Consider the following 19,484-nt stretch of genomic DNA (forward strand, 5'->3'; position numbering starts at 1 on the left):
CGACGTTTCCGACAGCCGGGAAAAAACTGAGCCGGGCAGTACAGGACTGCCCGGCTCGCGGATGCGTCGCTTACGGCTGGTTGAGAACGCTGATCTGGAGAAGAGTTTCGCACTGGTCGCCCTGATCGCATGTCGTCTGCGTCAGGTTAATGGCGCCCGTGGTCTGGTTCACCAACGTCGCCGGATTGTTCATCATGAAGTTGAGCCAATAGGTCTGGCCAGCCACCAATCGACAGGCCGGAGAGCCTGGGGACGTCGAAGTGGTGAAACGCCAGGCACCCTCATAGATGGGGACGTCAGCACGGCACGCGCTCAGAAGCGGGTCCGGGCTGCCCTGTACGTGCGCGCGAAGATCTCCGGCGCAAGGGCTGATCGAGATGAAGTTGCCACCCGCACGGAACGGGCCACCAGGGTAGCCCGCAGCGAACACGGATTGCGATGTCGAGTGATTGAAGACGTAGGTCTTGCCGGCTTCAGGCACGATGGGGACGGTGATGTACATGGCAGCGGAGCTGACCGCTGGAATCGTGCGCCCAATCGAGTAGGAGCCCACCGGCTGCAGGTAGCCAGGCGCAGCCGGGAAGGGCCCGACGCGGAACAGGTCATTCCAAGACAGGACATGACGCGTGAAACCCTGCGGACGAATCAGCGGATTTTGCGGAAGCTCACAGAGATCCGGGTTGGGGCCGATAGCCGCTGCCACGATGAAGCGAATTTGACTGGCCGTGGCCGGAGCGCCGGCCTGGTTGTAGCAACGTAAGCCCAGGGTGACGTCGCCGCTACCCGTGAACTGCACGTTCGCCGATGTGCTCGCTGCAGGCGCAAACAGGTTCGACCAACCGCTCGCGCCACCCGTGGTGGAGGTCACACTGGCAATGCACACGTCTGCAGTGTTGGTGATTGCGCGCGCGACCGGCACCGACTGACCGGCATTGACCTGGAAGCGGCCTTGCCCGTCAGGGGTGAGGCCGGTCACGCTCAGGGCCGCTGTGGGCACCTGTTGCGATTGCGGAGGACTGACGCCCTGGCAGACGGTGGTGCCGACTTGGAACAAGCAGGTCGCCTGCACCGAGCCATCGTCGGCCACCGTCAGGGGCTGGCTGACGTCGAGAGGGATGGGGGAGAGCGTAGAGCCGCGAAAGGTCAAGGAAGATTGCGCATGCACAGCACCAGAGCCCAGCAGAAGGCCGATGGATGCCGCGAGCGCACTGAATTTATGGGTCATGAGTAGCTCCGAGTTCACCGGCAGCAGGACGCCGCCGGAGCCGACAGGCTTGTTGGAAACAGCTGAATCGATGGTGAAGACGAACGAAGGGGGCCCAAAGGCCCCCTTCGTCTTGACGCCTCAGCTCCAGATCAAGTCTGGATGAATCACTGGGCAGGAACAACCGGAGCGCGCCACACCGGGGTGGTGGCCGGCGGGGTGGAGGTCGAGCCCGGGACCGGAACGATCTGAGTCGAGATGTTGGCGATCAGGCGATCGGCGCGGTGCTTGTGCACGATCGAGTAGTTCGCCAGCACGCCCGGGGCGCCGGTACCTGCGTAGTTGGCAGCCCAGAAGCCGGTGACCGGCAGACCCACCAGAGCGGTGGTGTTCTGAGCGGTTGCGGTCGGGGTGGCCAGCGGCAGGAAGTTCTGCGTGAAGGAGGCGGCGTCCTGGTCGCCCAGACGGATTCGAGCCCAGCCTTCCAGAGCGTTGCCGGTCGCGATGTTGCGGGCGTAGTACGAGCCCAGCACACCCGAACGGTTACCGGAGGTCAGGTAGTCGCCGATGTTCGTCTGGTTGAAGGTCACGACCTGCGCTTCAAAGCACAGCTGCGGGTTGGCCGAGGTCTGGCCCGGGGGGGGCGGCGAGAAGCCGGTGCCGCCCGGAGCCACGGCGCTCTCTTCGCGGTTCCAGAAGGTGATCTGCACGATTTCGCATGCGCCGCCAGCGGCGATGTTGTACGGGGTGCGGAACGGCAGGCGCGCAGGCTGAGCCTGGCGGATGTGCAGACGCTTGGTCGGGAAGGTGACCACCCACTCCGACTGCACCGACAGGTTCGACGAGGTGCGGCTGGCGAACTCGTTGTAGATCTCGTTGTGCATGAACACAGCCGAGACCGCGCGCAGGCCAGCGCCGGTGCCCGTGAACGGGAACTGGGTCAGGGTGCCGTTGTTGAAGACGATCGCCGTGGCGTCACCAGCATCGCTGGTCTGGGCCTGCGCCAGGCTGGGCAGGACCGAGCCGGGGTTGGTGTGCAGGTTAGCGGTGGTGGAGATGAAGAAGCCTTCGATGGCGTCAGCGTTGTAGCTGATGTTGGTGCCATTGGCGGGGTTCACGATCTCGGCGCCGCCGAACAGACCGCCGGAGGGCGGCTCGATCTGGGTGCTGGAGTTGGTCAGCCAGGTGCCGGTACCGCCCGGCGACCAGGCGCTGTCCAGCACGGCGCAGTTGGCGGGGACGCCCTGCGGGTTGTGCTTGGCAGCGTTGGCGAAGGTACCGCCAGCGGTCAGAACGCCCATCTCGATGATTTCGAGGTGGCCTTCACGCGTACGGCTCAGCTCCCACGGACCCGTTGCCTTCACGTCGCCAGTGGCGTACTGGAAGTTCTTGAAGGTCTCACCCGCAGCCGGGATGGCCGGCACGGTGCACGAGTTGTCGCTGGTGAAGATGCGCGCAGCCGGAGCGGAGGCCGGAACGGTGCCTTCCGGACCGTCGGAGACGACAGCGGCGGTCCAAACGTCGAACGGCGACAGGTACAGGTTGAAGTCGAGGACTTCTTCCGAGTTCCGGCCTTCCATGAAGCGGACCTTGACAGCCTTGGTCTGGTTGGTCGTGTTGACGACCGACACCAGGGTGCTGTTGCCCTTGTTCACGGTGTAGTACGGATAGATCAGGGCCTGGCCCAGACCGTCCGGGTTGATGTTAACGGCGTTGGAAACGCTCACCAGACCGGCGGCGCCCACGATGCCTGCGACCACGGCAGTGGTCAGAGAACTCTTTTTCATCACAACACTCCTAAATTCAACCACAGGGCTTTTTGTGCTTTTGCCAACCGACCAACCGCACGCCATGACGGCGGTGTTCCACCCGCCTTACATGGGCGAGGTTAGACAAGAGCGCTGGCAGTCTGCCACATCGATCCAGGCCACGCAACGCTGCACAAGGACAAGGTTGCAGGCCGGCTTGATCGCGGCATGGCCCTGACTCCGCCCCGCCCGGGAGCCAGGACCACCATGCATCGAGCACGCCTCCAAGCGGCTCCAAACCTCAGCCGGAGATGTCTTCCGGCACGTGATACCAGTAGTCGCCAGACTTGACCCAACGCTCGGTGACATACCCAAAGGACTGCATCTCTCCCACCCCGATCTGGCGGGACACGACGAGGAAGGTGACCTTCAGGTTGACCTCGCAGAAGCTGCCGACGTCGATGCACTTGTGCGAGTGATACTCCGCCCGCAGCCAGCGCACCGGCCGTGTGCTCATCGTTGCGATGTACTCGTCCTTGTCGCGAGTTCCCCTATAGCCTGGGCTCAGGTACTCCCACGCCGGATCGAGGCGCTTGGCGATCAGATGCTCCCAGCGCTCGATCGGGCGCGTCGTGAGCTGCTCGTCGTCGGACAGGGCGATCGCGGCAGTCGGCTTGGGGCCACCGCCCGCCGCACAGCCAGCCAGCAGTGTGAGGAGCAGGGCCAAGAAAGCGAAACGCTTGGGATACATCGGGGTTCCTCTGACTATAGAGCTGTACCGCACCGGCGATTAAGGTTGATCGGCTGCGGGGGTTTCGTTGATGACGCGAAGGGGGGCAAGGCCGCGGAACTGGCGCATGTAGTCCTGCGTGACGCGGGTGGCTTCTTCTTGGTTGGCAATGACGCGGGGAGTGATCATCACGAGCAGCTCGGTGCGCTCGTCGCGCCGCGACTGCGAGCCGAACAGTCCCCCCAAGACCGGGATACGGTTGAGAAACGGCAGTCCGCCTGAGCCCCGGCTATCGGTCTGGCGAATCAAGCCGCCCAGGATGATGGTCTGACCGGACTGCACAGCAACCTCGCTGGAGATGTTCCTGGTGGAGATCTCGCGGTTGCCGGTATCGCCAACTTGAGCCCCCGGCTGGCTGTCTTCCTGCTCGATCTCCATGAAGACTAGCCCCCCCGGGTTGACCCGAGGGGTCACATTCAAGGTAATGCCGGTCTGCAAGTACTGGGTGTAGCTGCTCGTACCCAGCCCGTTGCCCACTCCCGTACCGGGCACGCCGATCGACACGCTGCTCACCGGGATCTGATCTCCGACGTTGATGGTCGCGCTCTTGTTGTTGAGCACGAGCAAAGACGGCGAGGCCAGCACGCGCGTGTTGGTGATCGTCTGCAGCAACCTCAGGGTTGCCGCAGCATCAGGCCCTACGAAGTTCCAAAGCGCGTTGCCTGCCCCGATCGTGCCATTGACCGCGCTCCAGCTGTTGCGAAGGGCAGCGGCCCCCCTGAGGGCCTCCGGCACCGCCCCCTCGAAGAAGGAGCTCACGCCGTATTCCAGGTTGTCGTTGAGCACCACGGACACGATCTTGGCTTCGATATGCACCTGCAGCGGAATCTGGTCCAGTCGCTCGATCACCCGACGGATCGACTCCCACTGCTGGCTGGTGGCCTTGACCAGCAGCTGGTTGTTCTCCTCGATGGCGGAAACCCGCACGTTCTCTTCTGAGCCCAAAGCGATGCCGCCCGCGGCGTCCACCACCGGGCCTGAGATTCCGGAGGCGCCCGGGATACCGGAGCCGCCGCCCGCAGAAGGTGGGTTAGCGACGCCGAACGCGATCTCGGTGGCGTCCACCCGCGGTTCGGGATTGTTGTCGAAGCGCGGCTGCTCGCCGCGGCCGAGCGTGCTCGCACGCACGGGGTCAAGCCCCGGGGCCACCGACCCGGATTGCGATGAGGCCTGTTGGCGCGGCTGGCCGCCAAAGATTTCGCCCAGCGTGCCGGCCAGATCCGTCGCCTTGACGTTCTTGACGTCGTAGACGTAAAGGCGGGAGCCACTCTGTGTGCCGCCCGCATCAAGACGCTCGATCCACTCCTGCACCTGGGCCAGATACTTCGGCTGCGGCGTGATGACGATGATGGAGTTGACGCCTTCCAGGGCAATGAAGCGGAACATGCCAGACAGCGGCGTGCCAGCGCCCTCGCCAAAGACCTTCTCAAGCTCGGTCACCACCTTGGCGGCCTCGGCCTGCTCCAGGCGGTAGGTGCCAACGGACATGCCGGCCAGCCAATCGACGTCGAAGATCTCGACGGTCTGCTGGTAGTTGGCAAGCTCCGCCGCCGTGCCCGCAAGCACAAGCATGTTGCGCGCGGGGTCGACGTTGATGATGCCCTCAGGCTTTGCATAGGGCTTCAGCAGCTTCTCCATCTCGATGGCCGAGATGAACTGCAGCGGCACCGCACGCACCTCGTAGCCGCGCGCGCCGGCGGCCGCGCCGGTTCGCGGGGTGAGGTTGCCCTGCAGGGCCTGGGACACCGGCAGAATGGTGTAGCGGCCGTCCTGCCAGACCGCGGTGGCGTTGTTCCAGCGCAGCAGCATTTCAAGAATGGACAGCGCCTGGTCGCCACGCAGTGGCTTGGCCGTTGAGAAGGTGACCGTGCCCTGCACACCGGGTGCGATGACGTAGTTCTCCTGCAGGAAGTCGCCAAGGATGGCTTTCACCACCGCGTGCAGCGACTCGCCTTCAAAGTTGAAGGTCACCTCACCCGTGGCGCCCGCGCCCGCCGGGCCACGGCTGGCCAAGTCGCGATTGATGAAACTGCCGCTGCCGAGGCGGACAGCCTCCGGCTCCTCGCTGGCGGTGTCCTCGCTTGTCTCTTCGGAGGATTCTTCCGATTCTTCGTCCGCGCTTCGTTCCAAGGCGATTTCGCGAGCAAGCGCCTGGCTGGGCTGGGGGCGGGATTCGAGCGGCGCATAACCGCCCGTACTGGCACAGCCGCTGAGAATAACCAGGCTCGCGCAGACGAGCAGACCGAGGATGCGTTGGCTCACGCGTATGGCTCCTGCAACGGGGGCTGCGCTAGCAACCCCGGGCTTGGGGACGGCGACAGAGCGCCCGTCCCGGCGAAGGTTCCCGCTCACAGCGGGGGACTCATTGGCGCGCACGTTCTGCCTCCTCGCGCATCTGGCGTCGGCGCTCTTCGATCCGGCGTCGGATCATTTCAGCGCGAGCTTCAGGCGTGTCGACGGCGGCCTGCTGTGGCTGACCATCGGCACCCACCGGCGGTGGGGCCGCGCCATCCGCTGGCGGAGGCGTCTGCGGAGGGGGCACATCGATTGGCGTGGGCGGCTGGCCGCCCGTGCCGTCGAAAACACGCAGATCGAACGATTTTCGGCCACCGCCCCCCTCGAACACGGCGCCGCGCGATGCAAGCTCAACCAGAGTCCAGCCCGAGAGCTCGGCTTGCAGCGGCTGGCCAACCGCAACGGTCTGGCTCTTTCCGGAGGGTGTGTGCAGGATGATGGCGATCTGCTTGTCGCCACTCTTGATCACACTGGTCAGGATGAACTCGGGCGGCGCTGGCGCGGGCGTGCCCCCTTCTCCCTCAGCCGGCGCGGCAGAGACCGCAGGCAAAGGGCGACGATCGAAGTTGAACAGCGGGCGGTCACCGATGGCCGCATAGCTGCCCACGCCGTCAAGGGTACTGACAGCCTGCTCAAGATTGATCTCGGGCAGGGGCGAGACCAGGCCGGGATCGTCCGGCAGGGTGCCGTAGCGACCACCGAGTCCGGCCACGCCGAGGACCGCAAATGCGGCGCTCCATGCGGTTGCGGCGCCCAGGGCAGCGGTGAGGAGTATCTGCGATCGACTGGCCATCAGCGCCCTCCCTGCGGTCGCAGGTAGCCGTGAGCATTGAAGGACACATCGACGTAGCCGATGAAGACCTCGCCTCCGGCATGCGAGGGCATGCGCCTCGCGATGATGTTGAGCTCCGACAGGAACAGCTGGGGGCTGCCGCTTTCGAGCTCGTGGAGCACCAGATACAGATGCTCCAGCTCGCAGCGCAGCCGCACCTGGATCGTCACGCGCTCGAATTTCTCGGCCTGTTGTCCGCGCATGGGCTGGCTGTTGATCACCAGGCAACGCTCCGGTTGCCCCTGGCGCTCGACAGCGCCTTGAATTCGCATGATCAGCGCAGGCGCCGCCAGATCGAAGCTCGTTTCCGAAAGGAACCCGGGGTTGCCCGCCTCAAAAGCACGCACCTCCGCCAGGCGTGCTTCGATCTCCTCGCGCTGCGAGGCATTGGCGCGCAGCCGCTGCTCCTGCTCGCGCTCCTCGATGAAGCTTGCGCGCGCATCCAGAAACGGCACAACGAACCACCAGTGCACGAACAGCAGGTAGAACAGGCCCAGCACCAGTCCAAGCAGGCCCAGAGCCAACCAGCGGCTTTGCTGCGGCGTCAGTTGAGGGGACATCATGGCTGGGCCTTCGGGTCGGGCCCGTAGGTGGCGTTGATGGTGAACATGTCGCGCGAAACGCGCGGCTCCTGCTGGACACCACCGTTCAATGCAGCGTCCTTCAGCACGCCGGATTTCTGCAGCTCACCCACCAGCTTCAGCGCCTGCGCGCTGTAACCGCTCAGGCTCACCTGGTTGCCACTCACCGACAGGCGCGTCAGGAACGTGTCATCCGGCAGACGCTGGGTGACCTCGTCGAGCAGGAGCACCATAGAAGCCTGGGTCTGCTTCTGCACCGCCAGGAAGTTGGCCGCCGCCGCAGCATCTTCAAGCTGCGCGCGCAGGGCGCCCACCTCGCGGGCACGTTCGCGCTGGGCCTGGGCCAGGGCCTCCATCTCTTCCACCGCCGCCTGCCGGTTCTGGACGATCTGGCTGAGGCCGAAGAAGACCAGGATGACTGCGGCGAACAGCAGGCCCAGCTGGATGAGGGGCTGAGTACGCGGCTGCCGCGCACGCCGCTCCATCGGCAGCAGGTTGACGCCGAGCCGCTCACCGCGAGCATCGACGACATCGACGGCCGCGAGGCGCTCGGCCAGACCGGCAAGGCTTGCAACAGCCTCCTCCAACACCGGCCGAGGCACGACCGTCAACTCGATCTGGGCCTGCTTCGCGCCTGGATCGTGGCGAAGCACGCGGCTGGCGAAGTACACCTGCTCCGGTTTGAACGGGGTCTGTCGGTCCAGCTCGAAGCCGAGCACGGCGTCCAGGTTTTCCAGCGCGGCAACCGGCAACGACAGCGTGCGACGGAGCACTCGACTCGCGGGAAGACCGAGAATCAAAGGCAGTTCGCGCAGGTTTTCGTCGACTTCGGCCCCGAAGCGCTGAGCCCATGCGTCTCGCTCGCCGTCGAGATGAAACACGGCGCTGCGCTGGGCGGCACGTTCGAGTTCGAGCGTCACGCCGCCCTCCGTGGAGGAAAGCAGCAAGCAGGCCTGCTCCACCGCCAAAGCCTCACGCCAGCGCGGCGGGAGGAAGGACAGCAATTCGCCCGTCCACCAGCGCCAGAACTGCGGCAGCGGTGTCTGAGCGAAGCGCGACCGCAGTCGCGCAAGCAGCGGGTTCAAGGCATCCGCCAGTGTCATGCGCCAGCTTCGAATGGTTGGGACGGGAAAAGGACCGGGGCCCTCACAGCGCGCTCGTGTCCTGCCAACGCAGGACGCTGAAAGCGCGGCCGGAAATGCCGGAGCCTCCGAGTCGCAGAGTCACCCGAAGTTCCGTGAAAGCGCCGTTCGGAAGGGTGGCACGCGACTCGATACTATACGTCCCGGTGCCCCCCTCCGCCACGAGCGGAGTGCCATCCGGCAAGGTGGGGGGCGGCAGACCAAGACCCGGAAGCCAAGCGTGACGCTGCTCGATCAGCAGCTGCGCCAGCGTCGGATCGATGTTCGGAAAGGCGCGAATGACCTCGATCGGCGCATAGGCGAGATTTGGCACCGCCTGCCCGGAGTACACCGTCAGCGCGGGCGCCACCTGCCGATACAGCTCAGGCGTCATGCCCATCACCTGCTCCAGCTCGCCGACCAGATCAAACGGCGCGTCCTTGGCGCCATAGGGGTAGCCTTCCGCACGGTAGTCTGCGTCTTCCGCTCCGTTCAGCAGCTTTAGGTCGTCGCCATCGCGCCAATCGAGGATCGCATCAGCCAGCGCGGCGGCGGCAATCGGATCGACGCCCACACCGACGAACAGGTTGGTCAGCGTCGGCGGTTCAGCGGCGTTCAAGTCGATGAGCCCCGATTCGTCGGTGATCCGGATCGAGATATCGGCTTCTTCGAATTCCACCCGGTACTCACGACCGTCGGGCAGCCAGCGAAGCACCGGGTCGGGCAGCGACAGCGACCAGGCGGCCTGATTGATGCCCGCTTCGGCGGCATAGCGCGCGCGCGTGCTGTCAAAAAGATGCCTCGACTGCAGGGACTCGGTGCGCGTCACCAGCGCAAAGCTGGCCAGCAGCAGCGTCAACAGCGCCAGCACCCACAGCACGAAGACCAGAGCAATGCCGCGGCCGCTTCGGGGGGAATCCGAGCGCCTCATTGCGGCGGCCTGTCGGGGCTGTCGCTCTCCCGATCACGACGCTGACGCGAGAACGGCAGGCGGCTGTAGAAGCTGCTCACCGAGCCGGCGGCGCCTGCATGCACCGGCACCTCAAACTGTGGCCAATGCTGGGGGCGTTCGGCCGGAAACTCGGCGACGAGCCGAACCATCATCGGCAGGAACTGCGGATAGTCCCAGCTGCGGCTCCACGGCAGAAGACGGCCGTTGTCGTCGACCGAGCGGTACTCGAAGTAGGCGTCCTGCAGACCCTCCAGCACGACAACGGGCGGGCGCGGATCCGCGCGATTGAGCGGATCGTCGTAGCCGTTCAACAGCGCATGCGTGAACTCGATGCGCTTTGTGCCACGCGCACCGCTGCCGATGCTGATCTGCTGGACATGAGGGCCGCCGCGCGCCAGGTGCCCCGGCATGGGCGCCACGAACTTGAGGTCACGATCGTCCCCCTCGAACACGAACACCATGCCGAGGTCGTCGGTGCGCTCGAAGGGAAGCGCGAGAGCCTGCGAGAGCTGGCGCCGCAGAAACTCCTGTGCGATCCGCACGCTGTCGGTGCGGTTGACCAGCGCCTCGCCCGAGCGCACTGCGCGCACGCTGCTGGAAAGAGCCGCCATCGCGCCCAGAATCATCAGCGCCAGCAGGCTGGTGGCGATCAGGATCTCGACCAGAGTGAACCCGCGGAGTCGGCGCTTCATCCGTCTTCTCCCGAGGGTTCAGGGGCAGTCGGCGTCACTGGCACATTGGGATCGGGAGTCATCGCCCGCAGCGTGGAGAACCGCGCGCTGCGCTCGTTCTGGCCAGCGGGCCAGCGAATCGTCAGATCCAGACGGAACAGCTGCACCGCGCTGAAGCCGGGCGCCAAGGGGCTGTCGGTCTGCAGCGGCACCTCGTAAGGCGTGATCTCGATGTCCCACTGGTAGTCGCCCTCCAGGCGACCGCTGCTGCGGCCCGGCTCCAGACGTTCGCCAACGCCGTGCATGTCCAGCAGGGACTGCGCCAGCAGCGCCGCCTGGGTCTGCTCGGCGGCGATGCGGCTCTGCCGCAGGCCAGCCGTGGCGATCTGCATGCACACGCCTACGGCCACCGCGAAGACGGCGAGCGCGATCACCACCTCGATCAGGGTGAAACCCCGTTGGCGCATGTCAGCGGCTGCCCGGCTCACGCAGATTCACCTCGCCCGTCAGCCAGTTGATGTCGATCCGCCAGACGGTGTCGCCGCGGGACAGCTCGATGTTGCCGCCGGTGGAGGAGCCATCCGGGAAGAAGCGGATACCGCCCTCGCTCTGACTGAGCATCTCCTGACGCGCGGTCTCGATCGCGAGCTCGAACTTGGGGGGTAACTGCACAGGCGGCCGATTGGCGGCGCGGTAGCTCTTCTGGTCGAGATTGAGCGTGAGCACCTGGGCCTCGCGCTTCACGATGGCCTGGCCGCGGGTATAGCGCAGTGCGGCCACCAGATCGCGGCTGGCGCCGCGCATCTGCTGGCCGGTCAAGCTATAGCCCATGGCGCCAGCAAGCATCGCGACTGCGAAGGCAATGATGGCCGCCACCACCAGGACTTCCACCAGGCTGAAGCCGCGTGCGCGCATGGGTTGCCCTTGGGACGCCCGCGGGGAGGCCGGATTACTCGCTGCTCTTGATGTCGCGGTTGACGCTGTCGCCACCGGCCTTGCCGTCCTTGCCGAGGCTGACAATCTCGAAATCAGTGGCCCCGCCAGTCTGATACTGGAAGGCACGGCCCCAGGGGTCCTTGAGGTCGGACTCCTTGGCGTAGGGCCCCAGCCAGGTGCGCGAGCCCGACGGCTGGCGTACGAGATCCTCCAGGCTGGTCGGAGCGCCGCCGTTGTCGAGCTGGAACTGCTCGATCTTGCCGACCAGGGTCTGGATCTGCGCTTTCGCCAGATTGGCCTTGGCCTTGTCCTGGCCGCCGAAGATCTGGTTGGTGGCGAAACCGACGATCACCGCGATCAGCGCAACCACGATGAGGATTTCGATCAGGCTGAAGCCGCCCTGGCGGAGGCTGCGCAGGCGCGCGGAGCTGGAAGTGTTCATGGCATTCATCCCACGGTGTTGGTGAGTTCGAAGATCGGAATCAGGATGGCCATCATGATGACAGCCACGGCAACGGCCATGACGATGGTAATGACCGGGACCAAGGCAGACAGCAGGCGGTCGACAGTGTTCCTCACATCGGCGTCGAATGTGTCGGCGACCTTACCGAGCATGGTGTCCATCTCACCGGACTCCTCACCGACGCTGATCATCTGCAGGGCGAGCCGAGGGAACAGCTTGCTGCGCCCCAGCGCGATGGCCAGTCCGCCGCCGGTCTTGACCTCTTCCGCCGCCTGACCGACGGCCTCGGACAGGGCGCTGTTGGTGAGCACGTTGCGGGCGATGGCGAGCGAGGTGAGCAGCGGCACGCCGTTGTGTACCAGCGTGGCAAGCGTGCGCGCGAGCCGGGCGGTGTCGAGCTTGGCGAGCAGCTGACCGAACAGGCCGCGACCCAGGATCCAGGTGTCGAATTGCAGTCGTCTTGCGGGATCCGCAAGGGCATGGGAAGCGAACCACACCAGGCCGATGACAGCTAACAGCAGCAGCCACCACCAGCCCTGCACGAACAGGCCCAGACTCATGATCGCGGCGGTCAGCCAGGGGATCTCTGCGCCCATGTCCTCGAACAGGGGCAGGAACTGCGGCACCACATAGCCCACCAGCAGACCGATGGCACCGAGCACCAGCACGATCAGGATGCTCGGGTAGATCATCGCGTTGATCACGCTTTCCTTGAGCGCCTTGCTGCGCTCCAGGTAGTCGGCCAGACGCTTCAGGGTGTCGTCGAGCGCACCACCGACTTCGCCGGCACGCACCATGTTGACGTACAGCCGCGAGAACACGCCGCTCTGCGCCTCCATCGCCTGCGACAGCGGCGTGCCGCCGCGCACCGCCTCGCGGATCCGGTCGATCACCCGTCGCGCCTGCTCGGACTCCGGCAGATCGAGCAGGATCTGCAGGGCGCGATCCAGCGGCTGACCGGCGCCCAGCAAAGTCGCCAGCTGCTGAGTGAACTGCAGCACCTGGTTCGCGCCCATGGGGGCCCGCTGGAACAGCGCGGACAGGCCCGAACCCTGCGCCTGATCCGCGGGCAGCGCTTTCAGCGGAATATTGCCGGCGTCCTGCAGCTTGGCGATCACCTCATCGGCGCTCGCGGCTTCCATCAGGCCATCCAGCGCCTCGCCGGCGGGGCTCAGGGCTTTGTAGCGGAATTGGGGCATTCAGGAGCCGGGATTGGGGATTGGGGATTGGGGATTGCAAAACCACAAACTGGGCCGGCTGCAATGCGCGCGCGGTAACGAAGCACAGGGACTCGGGACACCGCAATGCGGATCAGGTTCAATCCCGAATCCCCAATCCCCAATCCCCAATCCCCGCACTCAGCCCTCCTGCGTCACCCGCAGGACCTCCTCGATCGTGGTCACGCCTTCCAGGGATTTGACCAGGCCGTCTTCGTACATGGTGCGCATGCCGTTCTCGCGGGCGGCCTGCTCGAGTTCATTCATGCCGGCGTGCTTCATCACCAGCCGGCGCAGCGGGTCGTTCATGACCAGGAATTCCATAATCGTGGTCCGCCCGTGGTAGCCGGTGCTGGAGCCGGCGCTGGCCACCGGGCGATAGAGCGTCACCGGGTCGGCATCGGTGAAGCGACGCAGGCCGAACTCCTCGATCACCTCGGGCATCGCCACATAGGCCTCCCGATACTCCGGCACCAGTCGGCGCACTAGACGCTGGGCGAGGATGCCGTTGACGGTCGAGGTCAGGAGGTAATCCTCGACGCCCATGTCGAGCAGACGGGTGATGCCACCGGCGGCGTTGTTGGTGTGCAGGGTCGACAGCACCAGATGACCGGTCAGCGCCGACTGGATCGCGATCTTCGCCGTCTCCAGGTCGCGCATCTCGCCGATCATGATGACGTCAGGGTCCTGGCGGACGATCGAACGCAGGGCATGCGAGAAATCGAGGCCGATCTGCGGCTTGGCCTGGATCTGGTTGATGCCCTCGATCTGGTACTCGACCGGATCTTCAACCGTGATGATCTTGAGATCCGGCGTGTTGAGCCTCGAAAGCGCCGTGTAGAGCGTGGTGGTCTTGCCCGAGCCGGTGGGGCCGGTGACCAGCAGAATGCCGTGCGGCAGCTCCAGCACCTTGACGAACTTGTCGAGGAAGTTGTCGGTGAAGCCGAGCTTGTGGAAGTCGAAGACGATCGACTCGCGGTCAAGGATACGCATGACCACCGACTCGCCGTGCGCCGTCGGCACGGTCGAAACGCGCAGGTCGAGCTCCTTGCCCTGCACGCGCAGCATGATGCGGCCGTCCTGCGGCAGGCGGCGCTCGGCGATGTTGAGCTTGGCCATGATCTTGATGCGCGAGATCACCGCGGCCGTGCTCGATGAAGGCGGCGACTCGACCTCGTGCAGCACGCCGTCGATGCGGTAGCGCACCTTGAGGCGGCTCTCGAAGGGTTCGATATGGATGTCCGAGGCGCGCTGCTCCACTGCGCGTTGGATCACCAGGTTCACCAGGCGGATGACCGGCGCTTCGGAGGCCAGGTCGCGCAGGTGTTCGACGTCGTCCTCGCTGCGCACGTCGCCTTCGGCGAGGTTCTCGACAATCGTGCCCATGGCCGAGCGACCGGCACCGTAGTAGCGCTCGATCAGGTCGTCGATCTCCGAGCGCAGGCCCACGTGCAGCTTGACCTGCTTGCCGGTGGCGAGCTGTACCGCGTCGACGAGGTAGTGATCCTGCGGATCGGCGGTGAGCAGATCGACGTGGGCCTCGCTCTCACCGATCGGGCAGACATGCTGCTGCTTCAGGAAGCGCAGCGACAGCTGCACGTTCTGCGGCGGCTGCTCGGGCACGTCCTTGGTCGAGACCAGCGGCAGGCCCAGCACTTCCGCGCTGGCCTCGGCGACATCGCGCTCGGAGGCCAGGCCGATCCGCGTGATCAGGCCGATCAGGCTGCCGGGGTTCTCCTCCAGCAGACGGCGTGCGCGCTGCAGATCGGCGTCTTTCAGTCGACCGCGGGCCAGCAGGGCCTCGCTGATGCGGTTTTCGAGCGCGATCAAGCTTGCGTCGACGCCGTCAGCGTCAGCCAAGCGTTCGGCGGGCGGGGGGTCAGCCAGCGCAGCGTTCAAGCGGATTGCCTCGGGCAGCCAGAAAGATCGGGCCGGCAAGAATAACCCCAAGGCCGGCACGGGGGCTGCCGCGACGCGGAAGCGGGTCTCAGACTGCGGGCGGCTCCGGTGGTTCCCGGGTGAACTCGACGAGTTCCTGCAGGAAGGCGCTGTTCAATCCTATCCACAGCACGATCGGCACCACCGGCGGCAGGATGAGATAGCCGAACTGGTAGCCCATGGCAACGAAGTTGGGGGCGAGTCCGGCCTGCTGCAGCGCCGCTTCGCCCAAGGGGCCTGCCTGGAACTGCAGCAGGTAGAGCGCGTCAAAAACCGCGCCCCAGCTGACCACGAGCCACAGCACCGGAACGCCAATGGCGAACTGCTTCAGACGCTGCCGCACCTCAATGGGCGCGGCCATCACCAGGCCGGCAAACAGGGGCAGGCACCAGGCGTAGATCATCGGTGTGGAGGTCAGCACCAGCTGGCCGACCCGGCCGCTGGCATCGGCCTCGGTCATGAGCCGCGTGACCACCTCGAAGTTCTGGCCGTCCTGCTCGATCAGTTCCACCGTCTGCGGCAACAGCTGCAGCAGCACCAGCTGCGCGATCTTGGCCACCGGCAGCAGGATCGGCGAGATCAGCACCGCCCACAGAAAGAAGCAGGCCGGCAGCCAGAGCGCGGCGGCAAGAATGAACTGGCGCAGCGGCGAGAGCTGCATCACTGCACCCAGGCGCGAGCGTTGCGGAACAGTCGCAGCCAGGGCGAAGCTTCACCCCAGCCGGCCGGATGCCAGCTCATCTGGACCGTGCGGAAGACGCGCTCGGGGTGCGGCATCATCAGGCTGACCCGACCATCACGGTTGCTCAGGCCGGTGATGCCCTCGGGCGAGCCGTTCGGGTTCAGCGGATAGGCCGTTGCCGGGCCGCCTCCATGTCGGGCGAAGCGCATCGCCACCGTCGCCCTGCCCTGCTGCTCGGCCGAGGCAAACACCGCGCGCCCCTCGCCGTGGCTGACCACGATCGGCAGGCGCGAGCCGGCCATGCCGCGCAGCAGGATGGACGGCGACTCCAGCACCTCGACCTGCACCAGCCGCGCCTCGTACTGCTCGGAGGCATTGCGGTGGAACTGCGGCCAGTCCTCAGCGCCGGGGATCAGATCCTTCAGCTGGCTCAGCATCTGGCAGCCGTTGCAGACGCCGAGGGCGAAGGCATCGGCCCGATGGAAGAAGCGCTCGAACTCGGCTCGGAGTCTGGCGTGCTCCAGAATCGAAGTCGCCCAGCCGCGGCCCGCGCCCAGCACGTCGCCATAGCTGAAGCCACCACAGGCGGCGAGGCCGCGGAAACCCTCCAGCGAGCCGCCGTTCTCGAGCAGGTCGCTCATGTGCACGTCGACCGCCTCGAAGCCGGCGCGGTGGAAGGCGGCCGCCATCTCGATCTGGCCGTTGACGCCCTGCTCGCGCAGGATTGCCACGCGTGGCCGCGCGCCGGTATTGATGAAGGGCGCGGCGATGTCGTCCTCGGGGTCGAAGCTCGACATGGCCTCCAGCGCTGCGGCCTCGAAATCGCTGGCTTGGCGCAACTCGGCGTCGGCGCAGCCGGGCTCGTCGCGGCGCTGCTGGATGGCGTGGCTGGTCGACCACCAGGCCTCGAACAACTCCTGCCAGCTCCACTCGGCGACGGTGTCGTCGCCATCGAGCACGCGCACGCTGGGCCGGCGGCTGGGGCGGCCGATGCGCTGCGCGCAGTGGATCAAACCGTGGCGCTCAACCAGGTCGGCGAAGGCGGCGCGATCTTCGGTGCGGATCTGCACGACCGCGCCCAGCTCCTCGTTGAACAGGGCCGGGATCGACTGTTCGGACCAGCCCTGCAGCTGCAGGCGCAGGCCGCAGTGGGCGGCGAAGGCCATTTCGCAGGCGGCGGCGAAAGCGCCACCGTCGGAACGATCGTGATAGGCGAGGATCAATCCTTCCGCGCGCGCGGCCTGGATCAGTTCGAAGAACTCACGCAGCATCTCGGGATCGTCGACGTCGGGGCTGGCGCCGCCGAAGCGATCAAAGCACTGCGCCAGAATCGAGCCGCCCATGCGCTGCTTGCCGGCACCGAGACCGATCAGCCACAGCTCGGTCTCGCCCCGGTCGGTAGCGAGCACCGGAGTGAGGGTGGCGCGCGCGTCCTCGACGCGGGCGAACGCACTGATCACCAGCGACACCGGTGAGGCGACGGTCTGGGTTTCGCCGGCATGCGGCCAGCGCGCCTGCATCGACAGCGAATCCTTGCCGACCGGAATGCCGATGCCGAGCGCGGGGCAGAGTTCCATGCCAACCGCCTGCACCGCTTCGAACAGCAGGGCGTCCTCGCCCTCGAAGCCCGCGGCGGCCATCCAGTTGGCCGACAGCTTCACCTCTTTCAGCGAGGCCACAGGTGCCGCGGCCAGATTGGTCAGGGCTTCGCCGACCGCCATGCGGGCGGAGGCGGCGGCATCGATCAGGGCCAGCGGGCTGCGCTCGCCCAGGGCCATGGCTTCGCCGGTGTAGCCCTCGAAGTCAGCCAGGGTGACGGCCACATCGGCGAGCGGCAGCTGCCAGGGCCCGACCATCTGGTCGCGGGCCGAGAGCCCGCCGACCGTGCGGTCGCCGATGGTGACGAGGAACTGCTTGGCGCCCACGCTGGGATGCGCCAGCACGCGCAGCGCGGCCTCACGCAGGTCGACGCTCGCCGGGTCGAGACGGGGCCAAGCCATGGCGCGCGGCGGTCGGGTGTCGCGATGCATCTTCGGCGCCTTGCCGAACAGCACGTCCATCGGCAGGTCGATCACCGCCTCGGGCGATCCCGTGACCGCAAGCGCCTGCGGGCGCGAATCGGTGATGCGCAGATGGCGTTCAGCGGTGACCCGGCCGACCACGGCGTAGATGCAGCGTTCGCGCCGGCACAGGGCCTCGAACTCGGCCAGGCGCTCGGCGGCGATGCCCAGCGCGTAGCGCTCCTGTGCTTCGTTGCACCACAGCTGCATCGGCGACAGGCCGGGATCGTCGGAGGGCACCTGGGCCAGATCGATCTCGCCGCCGACTTCGGAATCGTTGAGCAGCTCGGGCAGCGCGTTCGACAGACCGCCTGCGCCGACGTCGTGCGCCGACAGAATGGGATTGGCCTCGCCCAGCAGCCAGCAGCGGTCGATCACTTCCTGGCAGCGACGCTGCATCTCGGGGTTGTCGCGCTGCACCGAGGCAAAGTCCAGATCCTCGCTGCTCTGGCCGGAGGCCACCGAGGACGCAGCCCCGCCGCCCAGCCCGATCAGCATGCCGGGTCCACCCAGCACGACGACTGCATCGCCAGGGCGCAGGCGGCGCTTCTCGACCTGGTCGCGCTCGATGCTGCCGACGCCGCCGGCCAGCATGATCGGCTTGTCATAGCCGCGGTACACACCGGGCTGCTCGGTGGGCAGTTCGAAGCTGCGGAAGTAGCCCGTCAAGGCCGGCCGGCCGAACTCGTTGTTGAAGGCGGCCGCGCCGAGCGGTCCATCGCGCATGATCTCGAAGGCCGTCGCCATGCGCGGGTTGAGCGGGCGCTCGCGCTCCCAGGGTCGCGGCAGGCCGGGAATGCGCAGATGGCTGACGGTGAAGCCGGTGAGCCCGGCCTTGGGCTTGCCGCCGCGGCCGGTAGCGCCCTCGTCGCGGATCTCGCCGCCCGAGCCGGTGGCCGCCCCCGGAAAGGGCGAGATCGCGGTCGGGTGATTGTGGGTCTCGACCTTGATCGCGAAGGCCGAGGGGGCGGCCGGCCGCTCCACGTAAACGCGGTCGGGGCCGGCGGCGAAACGGCGGGCGCTGAAGCCCTCGACCACGGCGGCGTTGTCCTTGTAGGCGGACAGGGTCAGCTGCGGTGAGACCTTCTGCGTGTTGCGGATCATGCCGAACAGGCTAATCGCCTTGTCTTCGCCGTCGATCCGCCAGCTGGCGTTGAAGATCTTGTGCCGGCAATGCTCGGAGTTGGCCTGCGCGAACATCATCAGCTCAGCATCCGACGGTGCGCGGCCCAGCTCGGCGAAGCGCGCCTGCAGGTACTCGATCTCGTCCTCGGACAGGGCCAGGCCCAGGCGCTGATTGGCCGCCGGCAGCTCAGCCGGGGCGATGCGCTCAGCGCGCTGCGGCGCTTGCGCAGCGAACAGGCCGGCGAGACGCGAGCCCTCGACCACCAGGCTCTGGGTCATCGGATCGTGCAGCAGTACCGCCAGACCCGGCGTGGCCGGCAGCTCGGCGTTCAAGGCGTAGCCCAAGCCACGCTCGACCCGCACCACCGGCAGGCCGGCGCCGCGCAGAATCTCGGTGGCCTTGGTCGACCAAGGCGAGCGCGTGCCGAGACGCGGCAGCACCCAGGGCGAGGTCGGCGCGGGCGCTGCGCTCGAAGGCCGGGCTTCGAGGATGCGCCCCAGGCGCTCGCTGTCCGCCTCGACCAGCGCGACACCCGGCTCCAGCTCGATGAAGTACAGCCAGCGGGTGGAGACCGGGCCCAGGCCCGATGCCAGGCTGCCAACGCGGGCGGCCAGGGCCGCCAGACGGAAGGACGACAGGGCCGCCTGGCCCTCGAACACGATCATGCTGACCTTGTCACGCGCACGAGGCGCGAGGAATGCGGGCCGCGGATTCTACCAGCTTGCTCAAAGCGGACCGGGGCGATCCGGGCGGCGGCGGCCTGTTTGCAGGGCTACGGTACAACGCGCTCGCCAGCGACGCCGCACAAGCGGAAGCGCCAAACGACAGACGGCGACTCCGAGGAGAGTCGCCGTCTCTGGGCGATGGC

General features: G+C 66.6%; 16 protein-coding genes. All 16 read right to left on the reverse strand.

Going from position 1 to position 19,484, the window contains the following annotated elements:
* Positions 1-70 precede the first annotated feature (70 nt).
* The 16 genes from H4O13_13110 to purL all read right to left on the reverse strand — a co-directional run bounded on the left by H4O13_13110 (position 71) and on the right by purL (position 19,281).
* Complete coding sequence (locus H4O13_13110) at positions 71-1,225, reverse strand: hypothetical protein (GenBank protein ID MBE5316325.1); 1,155 nt, start codon at positions 1,223-1,225, stop codon at positions 71-73.
* A gap of 146 nt (positions 1,226-1,371) precedes the next feature.
* On the reverse strand, positions 1,372-2,991 hold the full coding sequence (locus H4O13_13115) for a hypothetical protein (protein ID MBE5316326.1): 1,620 nt from the start codon (positions 2,989-2,991) through the stop codon (positions 1,372-1,374).
* Between the two features lie 262 nt (positions 2,992-3,253).
* Positions 3,254-3,703: a hypothetical protein gene (locus H4O13_13120; GenBank protein MBE5316327.1), complete on the reverse strand. Its 450-nt coding sequence runs from the start codon at positions 3,701-3,703 to the stop codon at positions 3,254-3,256.
* Positions 3,704-3,742: 39 nt separating this feature from the next.
* Positions 3,743-6,004 (reverse strand): type II secretion system secretin GspD, encoded by a 2,262-nt coding sequence (gene gspD, locus H4O13_13125; protein ID MBE5316328.1) that lies wholly within the window; start codon positions 6,002-6,004, stop codon positions 3,743-3,745.
* A gap of 100 nt (positions 6,005-6,104) precedes the next feature.
* A complete protein-coding gene (locus tag H4O13_13130; protein ID MBE5316329.1) occupies positions 6,105-6,830 on the reverse strand; it encodes a hypothetical protein in 726 nt (241 codons plus the stop codon).
* Entirely contained in the window at positions 6,830-7,429 is a 600-nt protein-coding gene (locus H4O13_13135; protein MBE5316330.1) for a general secretion pathway protein GspM, read from the reverse strand. The genes H4O13_13130 and H4O13_13135 overlap by 1 nt, the downstream gene beginning before the upstream one ends.
* Positions 7,429-8,553, reverse strand: coding sequence for a PilN domain-containing protein (locus tag H4O13_13140; GenBank protein MBE5316331.1), 1,125 nt, complete (start codon positions 8,551-8,553; stop codon positions 7,429-7,431). The genes H4O13_13135 and H4O13_13140 overlap by 1 nt, the downstream gene beginning before the upstream one ends.
* Before the next feature lie 43 nt (positions 8,554-8,596).
* On the reverse strand, positions 8,597-9,502 hold the full coding sequence (locus H4O13_13145; GenBank protein ID MBE5316332.1) for a general secretion pathway protein GspK: 906 nt from the start codon (positions 9,500-9,502) through the stop codon (positions 8,597-8,599).
* Positions 9,499-10,215: a prepilin-type N-terminal cleavage/methylation domain-containing protein gene (locus tag H4O13_13150; protein ID MBE5316333.1), complete on the reverse strand. Its 717-nt coding sequence runs from the start codon at positions 10,213-10,215 to the stop codon at positions 9,499-9,501. The genes H4O13_13145 and H4O13_13150 overlap by 4 nt, the downstream gene beginning before the upstream one ends.
* Entirely contained in the window at positions 10,212-10,661 is a 450-nt protein-coding gene (locus H4O13_13155) for a prepilin-type N-terminal cleavage/methylation domain-containing protein (protein MBE5316334.1), read from the reverse strand. The genes H4O13_13150 and H4O13_13155 overlap by 4 nt, the downstream gene beginning before the upstream one ends.
* Before the next feature lies 1 nt (position 10,662).
* A complete protein-coding gene (locus H4O13_13160) occupies positions 10,663-11,109 on the reverse strand; it encodes a GspH/FimT family pseudopilin (protein MBE5316335.1) in 447 nt (148 codons plus the stop codon).
* Between the two features lie 34 nt (positions 11,110-11,143).
* Positions 11,144-11,572: a type II secretion system major pseudopilin GspG gene (gene gspG / locus H4O13_13165; protein MBE5316336.1), complete on the reverse strand. Its 429-nt coding sequence runs from the start codon at positions 11,570-11,572 to the stop codon at positions 11,144-11,146.
* Positions 11,573-11,577: 5 nt separating this feature from the next.
* On the reverse strand, positions 11,578-12,792 hold the full coding sequence (gene gspF / locus H4O13_13170) for a type II secretion system inner membrane protein GspF (GenBank protein ID MBE5316337.1): 1,215 nt from the start codon (positions 12,790-12,792) through the stop codon (positions 11,578-11,580).
* A 159-nt stretch (positions 12,793-12,951) separates the two neighbouring features.
* Entirely contained in the window at positions 12,952-14,670 is a 1,719-nt protein-coding gene (gspE, locus tag H4O13_13175; protein MBE5316338.1) for a type II secretion system ATPase GspE, read from the reverse strand.
* A 127-nt stretch (positions 14,671-14,797) separates the two neighbouring features.
* Complete coding sequence (locus H4O13_13180) at positions 14,798-15,409, reverse strand: hypothetical protein (GenBank protein ID MBE5316339.1); 612 nt, start codon at positions 15,407-15,409, stop codon at positions 14,798-14,800.
* Positions 15,409-19,281: a phosphoribosylformylglycinamidine synthase gene (purL, locus tag H4O13_13185; protein MBE5316340.1), complete on the reverse strand. Its 3,873-nt coding sequence runs from the start codon at positions 19,279-19,281 to the stop codon at positions 15,409-15,411. The genes H4O13_13180 and purL overlap by 1 nt, the downstream gene beginning before the upstream one ends.
* Between the last annotated feature and the right edge of the window lie 203 nt (positions 19,282-19,484).

It is taken from the genome of Lysobacterales bacterium (assembly GCA_014946745.1).
Lineage (GTDB): Bacteria > Pseudomonadota > Gammaproteobacteria > Xanthomonadales > Xanthomonadaceae > Aquimonas.